Origin of the sequence: Vibrio sp. B1FIG11 (assembly GCF_905175335.1) — a bacterium.
Taxonomy (GTDB): domain Bacteria; phylum Pseudomonadota; class Gammaproteobacteria; order Enterobacterales; family Vibrionaceae; genus Vibrio; species Vibrio campbellii.
In genome coordinates, this window is record NZ_HG992751.1 from 1,891,512 (window position 1) to 1,905,403 (window position 13,892).

Here is a 13,892-nt window from a genome sequence, read left to right on the forward strand (position 1 = left end):
CCAGAGAGTGCAAGGTTGTACTCTAGAGACATAAGCGTCCTAAATGCGCTGTAATTGGTGAAATCCTGACTATGGTTAAGGTGCTCAGTTGTTGCAGAGATTTAGGTCTATAGGCTTTACCTATCAACGTAATAGGTAAGACCAATTTTCTATTTTGGGGTGCCATTGATAGGGTTGGCTCAATCCTTTAGCCGTATCCGGGCACACAATAAGTACCTCGTTTTTAAGGGAAAGATGATGGTAATACCAGAAAACAGCAGCATCGTTATTTTTGGTGCTTCAGGTGATCTTACATATCGTAAGTTGATTCCTGCTCTATACCACCTCTATGCGAACAAACAGCTTCCAGAGAATTTTGCCATTCTTGGCGTTAGTCGTACTGAATACAGCGACGATTCTTACCGAGAAAAGCTGAAGAAATCGCTTCAGGAAATGGAGAAAACCGAGCCAGAAACGCTTAATGCATTTATCAACCACCTGCATTACCAAGCAATTAATACTTCTGACACACAAGATTACAGCAAGTTGGCGACTCGTTTAGACCAACTAGCAGACGAATACCAATTCGAACAACGTAATACGCTTTTCTATCTTGCGACGCCACCAAGCCTATACAGCGTGATTCCTGCAAGCCTTGCAGCACACGGTCTGAACAATGAGGAAGATGGCTGGAAACGTCTGATCATCGAAAAACCATTCGGTTATGACCTTGAATCAGCACGCACGTTGGACAAAGAAATCCACGAGCACTTCCAAGAGCATCAGATCTACCGTATCGACCATTACCTAGGTAAAGAAACGGTTCAGAACCTGCTTGTCCTACGTTTCTCTAACGCGATGTTTGAGCCACTGTGGAACCGTAACTTCATTGATTATGTGGAAATCACAGGCGCAGAATTCTTAGGCGTGGAAGAGCGTGGTGGTTACTACGACGGCTCTGGTGCTGTACGCGATATGTTCCAAAACCACCTGCTACAAGTGCTAGCCATGGTTGGTATGGAGCCACCTGCACAGATCAATGCTGACGCGATGCGTGATGAAGTTGTGAAAGTGCTTCAGTGTCTGAAACCACTGGATGAGAACGCACTGCGTAACGACCTTGTATTGGGCCAGTACACAGCATCGGATGTTCGTGGTCAGCACCTTCCGGGTTACCGTGAAGAGAACGGCGTAGCAGACGATTCTCGTACCGAGACATACATCGGCCTGAAAGCTTACATCAACAACTGGCGTTGGAATGGCGTGCCTTTCTACGTACGTACAGGTAAGCGTCTACCGACTCGCGTGACAGAAGTGGTTATCCACTTTAAACAGACACCACACCCAGTGTTTGGTCAAAACGCACCAGAGAACAAGCTGATTATTCGTATTCAGCCAGACGAAGGCATCCAAATGAGCTTTGGTCTGAAAGAGCCGGGCGCAGGCTTTAAAGCGAAGGAAGTGAAAATGAACTTCCACTACGCTGACCTGCAAGAAACCCAAATGCTGACTGCTTATGAGCGTCTACTTCTTGATGCCCTAAACGGTGACGCAACGCTATTTGCTCGTAGCGATGCGGTTGAAGCGTGTTGGAAATACGTGCAACCGATTCTAGATTTCAAGCAAGACCCACAAGCGCTATTCGGATACGCGTGTGGTACATGGGGACCAAAAGAAGCGGACGACTTGCTACAGCGAGCTAACCGCGCATGGCGTTTCCCTTGTAAAAACCTAACAGATACGGACTACTGCGAACTATGATCAACCACAAGATCTACCAAACAGCAGAGCAGGTAGTAGAAAGCCTTGCTAACGACATGAAAGCGTTTAGCGAAATGGGCCGACCTGTTCACATCTCTCTTTCTGGCGGCAGCACACCAAAAATGCTGTTTAAGCTTCTAGCAACAGAAGCTTACGCGACGTCAATTCAGTGGCAAAACCTACACTTCTGGTGGGGTGATGAGCGCTGTGTTGCGCCTGATGATGCAGAAAGTAACTATGGCGAAGCGAATGCTCTACTATTTACACAGGTGAATATTCCTGCTGAGAACATCCACCGCATCCGTGGTGAAGAAGAGCCAGAAGCAGAAGCACAGCGCTTTGCGAAAGAGATGGCAGAAGTGATTCCAACTGAAAATGGCACTCCTGTGTTTGATTGGATCTTGCTTGGTGTTGGCGCAGATGGTCATACCGCATCACTGTTCCCAGGTCAGACAAACTACGATGATGAGAACCTATCAGTTTTGGCTTCTCATCCTGAGTCTGGTCAAATTCGTGTATCGAAAACGGCACGCGTACTAGAAGCAGCGAAGCGCATCAGTTACTTGGTACTTGGCGCTGGTAAAGCAGACATTATCGAAGAGATTAACAGCTCACCAGCACGCGTACTTCCATATCCGGCAGCGAAGATCCAAGCGAAAGCGGGTCTGACGGAATGGTATTTAGATTTAGACGCAGCGGCAAAAATCGTTTAATACGGCCGCTGGTCGAATAAAAGACAATTGGAGAGAAACAATGAAAGGTGATATCGGTGTAATCGGCCTTGCTGTAATGGGTCAAAACCTTATCCTTAACATGAACGACCACGGCTTTAAAGTTGTGGCTCACAACCGTACTGCTGCAAAAGTAGACGAGTTCCTGGAAGGTCCAGCGAAAGGCACAAACATCATCGGTGCATACTCTCTAGAAGAACTAGTAGAGAAGCTAGAAACGCCACGTAAAGTGATGCTTATGGTTCGTGCAGGTGACGTTGTTGACACGTTCATCGACAACCTAATCCCGCTTCTAGACGAAGGCGACATCATCATTGACGGTGGTAACACTAACTACCCAGACACAAACCGTCGCGTAGCACACTGCCGTGAGAAAGGCATTCACTTCATCGGTACTGGTGTATCTGGTGGTGAAGAAGGTGCACGTTTTGGTCCTTCAATCATGCCTGGCGGCGCTGCTGAAGCTTGGGAAGCGGTTAAGCCAATCTTCCAAGGTATCTCTGCAAAAACTGACGCTGGCGAGCCATGTTGTGACTGGGTTGGTAACGACGGTGCTGGTCACTTCGTTAAGATGGTGCACAACGGTATCGAATACGGTGACATGCAGCTTATCACTGAAGCTTACCAGTTCATGAAAGACGGTCTTGGTATGTCTGCTGACGAGATGCAAGCAGTATTCGCTGATTGGAACAAGACTGAGCTAGACAGCTACCTTGTTGAAATCACTGCTGACATCCTTGGCTACAAAGATGAAGACGGCGAGCCTCTAGTTGAGAAGATCCTAGACACAGCAGGCCAAAAAGGTACTGGTAAATGGACTGGTATCAACGCACTAGACCTAGGTATTCCTCTAACGCTTATCTCTGAGTCTGTATTCTCTCGTTGTCTATCTGCACTGAAAGACCAACGTGTTGAAGCTGAGTCTCTATTCGGCAAGACAATCACTCCAGTCGAAGGCGACAAGCAAGAGTGGGTTGATGCACTACGTCAAGCGCTACTAGCATCTAAGATCATCTCTTACGCTCAAGGCTTCATGCTAATGCGCGAAGCATCGAACGAAAACGGCTGGGACCTAAACTACGGTAACGTAGCTCTAATGTGGCGTGGTGGTTGTATCATCCGTTCTGCATTCCTAGGCAACATCCGTGATGCGTACGAAGCGAACCCAGATATCGCATTCCTAGGTTCTGATGAGTACTTCAAAAACATCCTACAAGGCAGCCTAGCAGCATGGCGTAAAGTAGCAGCGAAATCTCTAGAGTCTGGCATCCCAATGCCATGTACGATTTCTGCGCTATCTTTCCTAGACGGTTACACAACAGCTCGTCTACCAGCGAACCTGCTTCAAGCTCAACGTGACTACTTCGGTGCTCACACTTACGAGCGTACTGACCGTCCACGTGGTGAATTCTTCCACACAAACTGGACTGGTACAGGCGGCGACACAGCGTCTACAACTTACGACGTTTAATCCGCAGTCAGTAAACGGATAAAAGCAAAAGGATGCCCAAGTGGCATCCTTTTTTATTACCTGCAATTCATGAGAGAGATACTACTAAAACTAACAGTTTCACAATGATTTGAAGTCAAACGCAGTTCTCACAAATGTAGAAGAACCTTTTAGCACTCTCCTTAAAATACTTCTCAACATCAGGTTTGGGAATAAGAGTATGGCAAGCGATAGATTTCAGTGTTTGAGCGAGAGAAACAAAAGTAAAAGAGAGCAATGTTTAACGTCTTTAGACATGCATGAAGTAGATATTTATGTACTAGATCAAAAGGGACTCGTCGATCTTTGGCTATTTGAGAAGAAAATGAAAGGGTTAAATGAACAACAAATAACTGACTTAATAACGGGAATGGAGTTAGTAGAGGTTATTAGTGCAAAGGGAAGTTTAATACATGACTTATCTGCGTTTTATCTCTTAGCTGAGGACCTTAAGAAAGGTGGATCAATATTAGGGACGTATGAAGTCACAAAGAAGGGTGCACAAAGCTATATTAGTTTTTCTGGAAACCATAAGTTACGTAGTATTATCAAGCAGTCAAGATATTTATCCTCGAATGCACAGATGCTAGCACTGGGCATAGGAAAGCTTGGCTTAAAGACTGCTGCAAAAGGTGGTGTGATCTTAACGGTTATTTATTCTGTGCCTTTCAGAACACTAGAGCTTGCTCTCAAAAAAGACTACTTACTATCTAACTGGGTTGTAAATGTTTCAACTGATATTGTAATTGCTGCTATTTCTGGAGTACTGGGCTATTTTGCTGGTGTAATGATTTCAGCTGTGACAACTACGGTATTGGTGCCAATAGGATTTGGTATCGCTGTTGCTGCAACCTTTGGGTTATTTTTAGAGTATTTGGAGGGCGAATACCTAGTTAAAAAGAAGCTGATCGCGAAATTAAACAGTTTTGCTGAGGCTGAAGCAAAACATGAAACCGAGATGAAGATTCAAAGATATAAATCAGCTCGAGCTATGAATCAGTTTCTAAGGTTTAACAATGGATGATGCGCCAAGCATAAAAAAAGTTAGTCTGGTCGCTCTTGTTATCAGCTTGATTACATGTGGTATTGCTTTTACGTTGCTCAGTGCTCATTTCGAATTTCTAAGTGTAAAAGTTCAACTAGCTAAGCAATATCAAATAATCTATGTTAACACTCGCTACGTAATCGTCATTGGCGCTAGTATCACCATTCTTGTAGGTTGTGTTTATGCCATATATAAAGCAAAGATAGGCAAAGCCGTGTCGACGACATTAAGTCGTTCTCTTGAAGTTGTGTTGTTGTCAGTGATAGCTCTAGTGTGGCCCGTTTCTCTTATAGAGCAAGACAGGTTAATTTCACTCGCGACACATCAAGGTTACTATGAATGCCCGCCATTTTCTTTAGCATCGAGCAAGCCAAGTATCGAGGTCATGGTTAGAGAGCCTGAGTTATGCCGAGATGAGACAATGTTGAATATGACAGAAGACGGCAATTTATATCAACTCGATGAAATAAATGCTTATCTAAAGTCTAGGAGCATCAGTCACTAGTATTCAAAGAGCGCTTAAGCGCTCTTTTCTTTTGTATTGCCTTTATGGTGGGGACCGAATTTGTCATTCAAGTAGAGTAGTCCGCTGACGAAGAGCGCCACAACAGATACCGTAAAGAGGGCATACATACTTAATACCCAAGCGAATGTGGCTGTCAGAAAGGCAATGAAGGAAAACATTCTGCTGAATGACATTACATGACCTAATTTTTTACTTTTCATAACGCCCCCCAGAGCTTAGTGGGTAGAGTCAGAGTGTTTTCACTCCGCATTTATATTGTCTCTCTTTCGCTCGAAATATACCCAAAAAGTAGGCTAAAGATTTCTCAAAAAAGATTAAATATTGACCTGGTAGACAGTTTTTAATAGAGATTTATTGTGAGTTTCATTGCATAAAAAGGTGTGTCGGCAATTTTGATTGTGGCGAGCATCAGAATTGATTCCTAACTTTAAGTAGAGTGAATGTATCGCAACTGATAACGCAGGAAATTCTTATGCTAAAGACTCAACTCAAACGTATCGCTGTGCTTACTGGCTTACTGGTTTCATCTTCTGTTCTGGCAAATACCAGTAACTACAACACAGATGTTCCAACAAGCATCATGACGCCGAATACGGTAGAAACAAGCATCGGTACTTTGAATTTCAAGGATGGTGTGCCAAGTCAACAAACTATGGATACGCTTTATAACAATCTCGATACTATGCGAGCAACAGAAGTATTCATGAATGCCATCCCTATGGCGTCGTTAGAAGCGTTACGAATTGGACATGAAAAGATGGGATTGACGAAATCCAATCAGGTGATGCTATTTGATAACTTGATGGATTCAAATCCTTTATTTCTAACCGGTAACACGGATACCGTGTATGCCTCTGCTTTCCTTGACTTAGAACGTGACGGACCAACGGTTGTGGAAATTCCACCGGGCATGGGGCCTACTACGGTCAATGATGCCTTCTTCCGTTTCGTGACTGATATGGGCGTAGTGGGGCCAGATAAAGGTCAGGGCGGAAAATATCTTATCTTGCCACCAAACTACGATGGTCCAGTACCTGAGGGCTACCATGTATCTCAATCGACAAGTTACGTGAACTGGTTTATCGCGAGAGGCTTCCTGAAAGACGGTAAAACGGATGCAGCGGTCAACTCGTACCATACTGGTTTGAAGATTTATCCTTTGTCTAAGAAAGATGATCAACCGAAAATGGCCTTCACCTCAGGTAGTGGTAAAGCTTTCAATACTATTCACGCTAATGACGAGCACTTCTATGACGAGATCAAAGTGGTAATCGACAAAGAGCCAATTGATTTCATCGACCCAGAAATGCGCGGTTTGATTGCGACAATTGGTATTCAAAAAGGTAAGCCGTTCGAACCAGATGCGCGTATGCAGAAGATCTTGAAAGATGGTGCTGCAATTGGTAACGCGACGGCTCGTGCGTTGATGTTTAACCCACGCACAGAAAACGCGTACATTTGGGACGATCGTAAATGGAAAACTGCTTTTATCGGCAAAGATTATCAGTGGCTGATTGATGAAGGTAAAGGCGGACGTAATCTGGATGCGCGTACTTATTTCTTCTACATGGCAACGGTAAACACGCCAGCGATGGCGCTTAAGATGATTGGCAAAGGCTCTCAGTACGCCATTGTTGATAAAACGGCAGAGGGCGAGTTCTTTGATGGTGGTAAAAACTACAAGCTGACGATTCCTGCGAATGTACCAGCGAAGAACTTCTGGTCTGTGGTGGCTTACGATACGCAAACACGTTCAGAGCTACAAACGAGCCAACCTTTCCCAAGTAAGAACGATAAACGTGACCAGATGGTTGAAAACCCAGACGGCTCAGTAGACTTGTACTTCGGTCCAACCGCTCCGAAGGGTAAAGAAGCAAACTGGATTCAAACGGTTCCTAGCAAGGGTTGGTTCAGTATCTTACGTATGTACGGTCCTTTAGAACCATGGTATGACGGTTCTTGGAAGCCAAGTGATATCACTGAAGTGAAATAAGACCATCGCGAGATACGACAAACTGAAGATGAAAGCCGACCTGTTAATGGGTCGGCTTTTTTGTATGCATTGGCTATACGGCAATTTAATTTAGTGGCTTAGCTAAGTGCTCCTTTAATAAAGGTTTCTACCTGCGCGATGATCGGGTGTTGGTAGAAGGCGCGATGGTACTGAATCCCGACATCAAACAACATTTGTGTTCCCTCTAGTTTTAACGGTAATCGACAAATTCCCGCGGGTAGCTCTTGATCGTCAATATACATACCGACAAACACATACGGGCTGACTTTGACACAATCGAGTGCGGCAGTCATTGAGGAGACGGTCAGCTTCTGCTCTAGATTTACTCCCGTCAATTTACGCATTCGTTCGTAATAAGCGCTCACATCGAGCGAACCCATGGAGACTCGCACCGTTTCAAGGTTTTCAATGTCACTGAGTTCAAGTTCGGTTTGTTGGTGAAGAGGGTGTTGAGCGTTCACATACGCAAAGATGGGTACGGAAGCCACCTTACGTTCTACCATTCTCTCGTTGAGTTCATTAGGAAAACCACCAATCCCAATCGCGACAGCGCCGCGCTTTGGGTTCTCTATGCTTTCAATCGACCAATCGATAAAGGAAATCTTAGGCTTTTGTTCGTCTGTGGTAAGGGCGGTAACCAAAGGAATCGTTAACATGCCAGAAAGAGGGTTGATGATGCTGAAGACGTACTCATTAGAGTGTTGGTTCGCATTAAAGGTTTTTGCCAACTGTGGTAATTGCTCAAGTTGCTCTAACGGCTCGCTTATCGCTTCACATAGCTGTTGGCAAAGCAGGGTTGGGGTATAAATGCCTTTCTCTGCATTGAACAGTTCGTTATCAAATCGCTGGCGGCATTCAGCCAGTTGCCGGGTGAACGTGGCCTTGCTGATGTCGAGTGTATGGCACACTTTTGCCTGTGACTTTTGCTGACTGAGCAGATAAAGAAAGCGATACAGATTTAAATCAATGGTATTTTTCACGAAGTTAGCGCCTCAAAACATTGAGCTTTAAGTATCAACGTGTCTCATCCTCTGTTCCAACAAAATCGCCAACAAATTTCTCTTTTGTGACATAGGGTTAGCTCAAAGTAAGAGCTTTACCAATACCGATATCAAATCTAAGATTGCGTAAAAAGGTGATAAAGAGTGCTAGGTAAGCCTTTGAACTCCTCCTATAATTAGGTTGCATATGGAGGATGTTTGATGGTCGAACATCCTCTATTTTTTGAAACCTACAACAAGGAACCGGCATAAGTCGTTTTTGCTGGTGTTGTTTACATTTACCAAGAAGGTGACTTAACACTATAAATTGAGGTTCTTACGATGACTCTTAACAAGTACTTTGTTTTCATTCCGGCAGATTTGGATCAGGAAACGCACAAGGAACAGAAAGTGAATTCAGAAACGGAAACTCAACGTCAGGCATTAGTAAAACAGGCGCAGCAAGAAGGCGGACTGTAAGGCTAGGTTTCAAAATGAGAAGAGCACCCTAAGAGGTGCTCTTTTTTTATCTCCCACATTTTATCATTTCAGCATGCCAAGGCTCTTGAGCTTGCGATAAATGGTATTGCGGCTCAGGCCCAACATGCGTGAGGTTTTACTGATGTTGCCTTGGTTTGCTTGGTAGGTTTTTACCAACTTATCTTCCACAGTCGTACGCATGTCTCTGGTTTTTGACGTATCCACGTGTTCGATAACGTTTGTTTGGCTCAGCTTCTTGGCAAGATGGTTCGGCACATGGCTAAGCTCGAGTTGTGTTTCTCCTTGCGCCATCAGGGCTGATACTTTTATTAAGCTGTCGAGCTCACGCAGATTCCCCGGCCAACCATAGCCCAACATTAATGACAGCAGGTGAGGGCAAATGCTTTGTTTAGACTCGGCGTGACGACGATGAATGTTCTCAATCAGTGCTTGTTTGTCGCTACGCTCTTGGAAACGAGGCAGCTCAACGATGAGTCCGTTCAAACGGTAATAAAGATCCTGGCGAAATTCACCTTGTTCAATCAATCGCTCTAAGTCTTTGTGTGTTGCAGCGATGATCTGTGTATCCACTTGAATGGTTTGGTTAGAGCCGACAGGCAACACGGTTTTGTCTTGGAGCACATGCAGCAGCCGGCTTTGCGCTTCTAATGGTAAGTCTGCGATTTCATCTAAGAACAAGATGCCTTTGTGTGCTTGACGGATCTTACCTTGGTAGCCTTTGTTGTTTGCTCCGGTGAAGGCACCTGCGACATAACCAAACAGTTCGGATTCGACCAAGTCTTTTGGCAACGCACCGCAGTTTACAGAAACCAAGGGGCCGTTTTTTCTCTGGCTATTTTTGTGCAGAGCTTTAACGAACTCATTTTTGCCTACGCCCGTTTCGCCAAGGATCAACAAGCTAATGTCTTTGTCGATTACGCGATTGGCTTGCTGCCAGCAGTGCTCGACGGTGGTATCGCCGTAATGCAGGTCATTTGAGGCAGAAATGGCACGGGATGATGCTTTTCGCTCCGATAGTGGCTGAGTTTTGAAGACTAAAGATTGGTTACTGGCAGAATCGTCGAGTATGGAGGCGAGTTGCTGTCCAACAACGTTGGTTTGATCCAGCAGTTGTGAGGCAACTTGGTTATGAGCCAGAATCTGACCCTCCTCATTGGCAATGATGATGCCTTGCCAACCGCTATTCAGTAGACCTTGCTCACAAGCTAAATCAACTCGAATGTGCCCTTGAGGAATTTGGTTGAGCAGTTGGTTCTCCACTTTCTGAACCATGTTTTGCACTAAGACTTGCGTGGAAAAGTCATGCTTCTTTTGTTCACTGGTGATGTCCAGAACCCCAATCAAGTGACCCAAATGATCAAAGATAGGGCTTGCCGAACAACTGATGAAACGGTGATGTTGTATGAAGTGTTGGTCACCAATCGCAGAAACGGGTTTTGCTTCTACTAAAGCTGTACCAATGGCATTCGTACCTTTGAGCTTTTCTTGCCAGCATGCGCCAGAGTTGAGTGCAATCTCGGTCAACTTTTCGCGGAATTTGGGTTGTCCCCAACTTCCAATGATCACACCTTCCGCATCGGTCAATATTAGGCGACTGTCGCTGTGCGTAAACAACTGATTAAACAGAGGCAGAGCGAATTGTTTTACCGCATCGATTAAGAAGTTGAGCTGGTGGCGTCTGTCTTCAAGAAACGCGGAAGTTACGCGAATATCGTCTGGTCGACGTCGCTGTTTTAAACCGGCTTGCTCACTTCTGTCCCATGAGGTGGAAAGCCAATTGCTGTTGGTAATGTGTTGAAGTTCCATGACTGTACCATTTTGTCACAGTGAGGGTGTGCCATTTTGGAACACTTGAACACTGGTGTTCACACCATACATCCGCCCAAACGTCACTCACTTGGTTTGTTATCGCTTGGTAATCATAGTTTTACATTTAATTAACAACAAGGCGCGCGTTGTTGGCATGTGACTTGAGTAATGAAGTGAACAACGCAACTGAGTTGAACACTCGGTCGTTTAAAACAAAAAACTGAACGAGAACAAAAGGAAGAGTTATGATTTATGCACAGCCAGGTAGTGAAAATGCCATCGTTAATTTTAAATCGCATTACGACAACTACATCGGTGGCGAATGGGTAAAACCAACGGGTGGTGAATACTTCGACAATACATCGCCAATCAATGGTCAAGCGTATTGTAAGGTGGCTCGTTCTGGAGAAGCAGACATCAACCTTGCTCTGGATGCTGCACATGGCGTAAGAGAGCAATGGGCGAAAACCAGTGTGACTGAACGTTCGAACATCCTACTTAAGATTGCAGATCGCGTTGAGCAACACCTTGAAGAGTTGGCTGTGGCAGAAACATGGGAAAACGGCAAACCCGTCCGTGAAACATTAGCCGCAGACTTGCCTTTGGTCGTCGACCATTTCCGCTACTTTGCAGGTTGTATCCGCGCTCAAGAAGGCAGTGCGGCTGAGTTAGATGAGCATACCGCAAGTTATCACTTCCCTGAACCGATTGGGGTTGTGGGGCAGATCATCCCTTGGAACTTCCCAATGTTGATGGCGGCTTGGAAACTTGCTCCAGCGTTGGCTGCGGGCTGTTGTGTGGTGCTTAAACCTGCCGAGCAAACGCCGACTTCGATTCTCGTTCTGATGGAAAAAATTGGTGATCTTCTGCCAGCTGGCGTGGTGAATGTAGTCAATGGTTTTGGCTCAGAAGCAGGGCAAGCACTGGCGACCAGTAAGCGAATCGCTAAGTTGGCATTTACGGGGTCAACAGAAGTCGGTAACCATATTTTGAAATGCGCAGCAGAGAATCTTATCCCATCAACGGTTGAGCTTGGTGGTAAATCTCCAAATATCTACTTCCCAGATGTGTTTGACCACGAAGACGAATACCTAGATAAGTGCATTGAAGGCACTTTACTTGCGTTCTTCAACCAAGGGGAAGTGTGTACCTGTCCATCACGTGTGTTAGTGCATGAGTCTGTATACGACAAGTTTATCGCTAAAGTTGCAGAGCGCGCGCAGACAATCAAGCAAGGTAACCCACTCGATACCGATACTCAGGTTGGTGCGCAAGCTTCGCAAGAGCAGTTCGATAAGATCCTGAGCTACCTAGAAATTGGTCGTCAAGAAGGCGCGAAAGTCGTATTTGGTGGCGATGTAGCGAAACAAGAAAACGACTTGGAGGAGGGCTACTACATTCAACCGACTTTGTTACAAGGTCACAATAAAATGCGCGTGTTCCAAGAAGAGATCTTTGGTCCGGTCATCGCAGTGACCACCTTTAAAGATGAAGCGGAAGCACTAGCGATTGCCAATGACACAGAATATGGCTTGGGTGCGGGTGTGTGGACGCGAGACCAAAACCTTGCTTATCGCATGGGGCGAAACATCGAAGCAGGGCGTATTTGGATTAACTGCTATCACGCATATCCTGCACACGCTGCGTTTGGTGGATACAAGAAATCAGGTATCGGCCGTGAGACGCATAAGATGATGCTTGATCACTACCAGAATACGAAAAACCTACTCATTAGCTACGACGTCAATCCGCTAGGCTTCTTCTAAATAAATCGCCTTTTAAGGCAACAAGAAAAGCAGTGATGAACAAAGCCTCGAACTCTTCGAGGCTTTACTTTTTGTGGTGGGGCAAAGGAGCATTCATATTTTCTTACTGATCAATGCCTTCTAGCCTCGGGTTCTTCTTCTCAGGATGTGATCTCGGACGTTATCAACTTGTTAACGGTTGCTATACTTATTTGGCCATAAACAAAGGAAAAATAAGGACGTTCAATGTTAAAGCTCAAGCAAATTGCTGTCGCGGCTTCTCTGGCTGCACTAAGTACAAGTTTTCAGTTTCTGCTAAAGATACGTTCGTGACCATTGGTACGGGCGGTGTAACTGGTGTGTATTACCCAACGGGTGGTGCAATTTGTCGTTTGGTAAATAAGTCACGTGCTGACCATAACATTCGTTGTTCGGTAGAAAGTACCGGTGGTTCTATCTACAACATCAATACTATTCGCGCAGGTGAGCTAGACCTTGGTATCGCTCAGTCAGACTGGCAGTACCATGCTTACAACGGTACGAGTAAGTTCGAAGATAAAGGACCATTCAAAGAGCTTCGTGCTGTGTTCTCCGTTCACCCAGAACCGTTCACCGTTGTGGCTCGTAAAGATGCAAACATTAAATCGTTTGATGATTTGAAAGGTAAACGCGTTAATATCGGTAACCCTGGCTCTGGTCAACGCGGGACGATGGAAGTGCTAATGAAAGAGTACGGCTGGACGAATGACGACTTCAAATTGGTGTCTGAGCTGAAAGCATCCGAACAGTCTAAAGCGTTATGTGATAACAAGATCGATGCGATGATCTACACAGTAGGTCACCCAAGTGGTGCGATTAAAGAAGCAACCACATCGTGTGACAGCAACATCGTAACGGTAGCTGGCCCACAAGTAGAGAAGTTGGTTTCTGATAACAGCTTCTACCGCATTGCAAACGTACCGGGTGGCATGTACCGCGGTTCAGAAAACGATGTACAAACCTTTGGTGTGGGCGCAACGTTTGTTTCTTCAACGGCAGTGCCTGATGAAGTGGTTTACAACGTCGTGAAAGCGGTATTCGAAAACTTTGACGACTTCCGCCGTCTACACCCAGCATTTGCAAACTTGAAGAAAGAAGAAATGGTGAAAGATGGTCTATCTGCGCCGCTTCATCCAGGTGCTGAGAAGTACTACAAAGAAGTGGGCTTGATTAAGTAATATCACTCAGAACCAATAAAAACGCCATCGCAGTTTGCGATGGCGTTTTTGTTTGTGAGCAATGATCGTTTGGCTTTGGTTATATCGGGTATTGA

11 protein-coding genes and 1 pseudogene are annotated in these 13,892 nt (G+C 45.2%); 9 read left to right on the forward strand and 3 right to left on the reverse strand.

All coding sequences use genetic code 11. The features are described from left to right. Positions 1-237: 237 nt before the first annotated feature. The 5 genes from zwf (at position 238) to KHO06_RS09075 (ending at position 5,510) form a co-directional block, all read left to right on the forward strand. Complete coding sequence (gene zwf, locus KHO06_RS09055) at positions 238-1,740, forward strand: glucose-6-phosphate dehydrogenase (RefSeq protein ID WP_005426592.1); 1,503 nt, start codon at positions 238-240, stop codon at positions 1,738-1,740. Then, positions 1,737-2,453: a 6-phosphogluconolactonase gene (gene pgl, locus KHO06_RS09060; protein WP_005426562.1), complete on the forward strand. Its 717-nt coding sequence runs from the start codon at positions 1,737-1,739 to the stop codon at positions 2,451-2,453. The genes zwf and pgl overlap by 4 nt, the downstream gene beginning before the upstream one ends. A 40-nt stretch (positions 2,454-2,493) precedes the next feature. After that, complete coding sequence (gnd, locus tag KHO06_RS09065) at positions 2,494-3,942, forward strand: decarboxylating NADP(+)-dependent phosphogluconate dehydrogenase (RefSeq protein ID WP_005531010.1); 1,449 nt, start codon at positions 2,494-2,496, stop codon at positions 3,940-3,942. A gap of 199 nt (positions 3,943-4,141) precedes the next feature. Next, a complete protein-coding gene (locus KHO06_RS09070) occupies positions 4,142-4,984 on the forward strand; it encodes a hypothetical protein (RefSeq protein WP_045381086.1) in 843 nt (280 codons plus the stop codon). Then, the gene (locus KHO06_RS09075; protein ID WP_208446171.1) at positions 4,977-5,510 is read left to right on the forward strand and encodes a hypothetical protein; all 534 of its coding nucleotides are present in this window, start codon (positions 4,977-4,979) and stop codon (positions 5,508-5,510) included. Before KHO06_RS09070 ends, KHO06_RS09075 begins: the two co-directional genes overlap by 8 nt. Before the next feature lie 14 nt (positions 5,511-5,524). Here KHO06_RS09075 and KHO06_RS09080 read toward each other — a convergent pair whose 3' ends face one another. Continuing rightward, a complete protein-coding gene (locus tag KHO06_RS09080) occupies positions 5,525-5,731 on the reverse strand; it encodes a hypothetical protein (protein WP_010448329.1) in 207 nt (68 codons plus the stop codon). 272 nt (positions 5,732-6,003) lie between these two features. Here KHO06_RS09080 and KHO06_RS09085 point away from each other — a divergent pair, with 272 nt between their 5' ends. Beyond that, entirely contained in the window at positions 6,004-7,524 is a 1,521-nt protein-coding gene (locus KHO06_RS09085) for a DUF1254 domain-containing protein (protein ID WP_081234095.1), read from the forward strand. A 98-nt stretch (positions 7,525-7,622) separates the two neighbouring features. Here the strand turns inward: KHO06_RS09085 and KHO06_RS09090 are convergent, their stop codons facing one another. Next, positions 7,623-8,525 carry a LysR family transcriptional regulator gene (locus tag KHO06_RS09090; RefSeq protein WP_212581388.1) on the reverse strand — a complete coding sequence of 301 codons (903 nt, stop codon included), beginning with the start codon at positions 8,523-8,525 and terminating at the stop codon, positions 7,623-7,625. A gap of 342 nt (positions 8,526-8,867) precedes the next feature. Here KHO06_RS09090 and KHO06_RS09095 point away from each other — a divergent pair, with 342 nt between their 5' ends. Continuing rightward, complete coding sequence (locus tag KHO06_RS09095; protein WP_005426540.1) at positions 8,868-9,005, forward strand: hypothetical protein; 138 nt, start codon at positions 8,868-8,870, stop codon at positions 9,003-9,005. 63 nt (positions 9,006-9,068) lie between these two features. Here the strand turns inward: KHO06_RS09095 and KHO06_RS09100 are convergent, their stop codons facing one another. Then, positions 9,069-10,832 (reverse strand): sigma-54-dependent Fis family transcriptional regulator, encoded by a 1,764-nt coding sequence (locus KHO06_RS09100; protein WP_212581389.1) that lies wholly within the window; start codon positions 10,830-10,832, stop codon positions 9,069-9,071. 248 nt (positions 10,833-11,080) lie between these two features. Between KHO06_RS09100 and KHO06_RS09105 the strand changes: the two genes are divergently transcribed. Together KHO06_RS09105 and KHO06_RS09110 are read left to right on the forward strand one after the other, a co-directional pair. Next, positions 11,081-12,601, forward strand: a complete 1,521-nt coding sequence (locus tag KHO06_RS09105; protein WP_212581390.1) for an aldehyde dehydrogenase family protein — start codon at positions 11,081-11,083, stop codon at positions 12,599-12,601. A gap of 225 nt (positions 12,602-12,826) precedes the next feature. After that, a pseudogene (locus KHO06_RS09110) lies at positions 12,827-13,797 on the forward strand (TAXI family TRAP transporter solute-binding subunit). Positions 13,798-13,892: the final 95 nt, after the last annotated feature.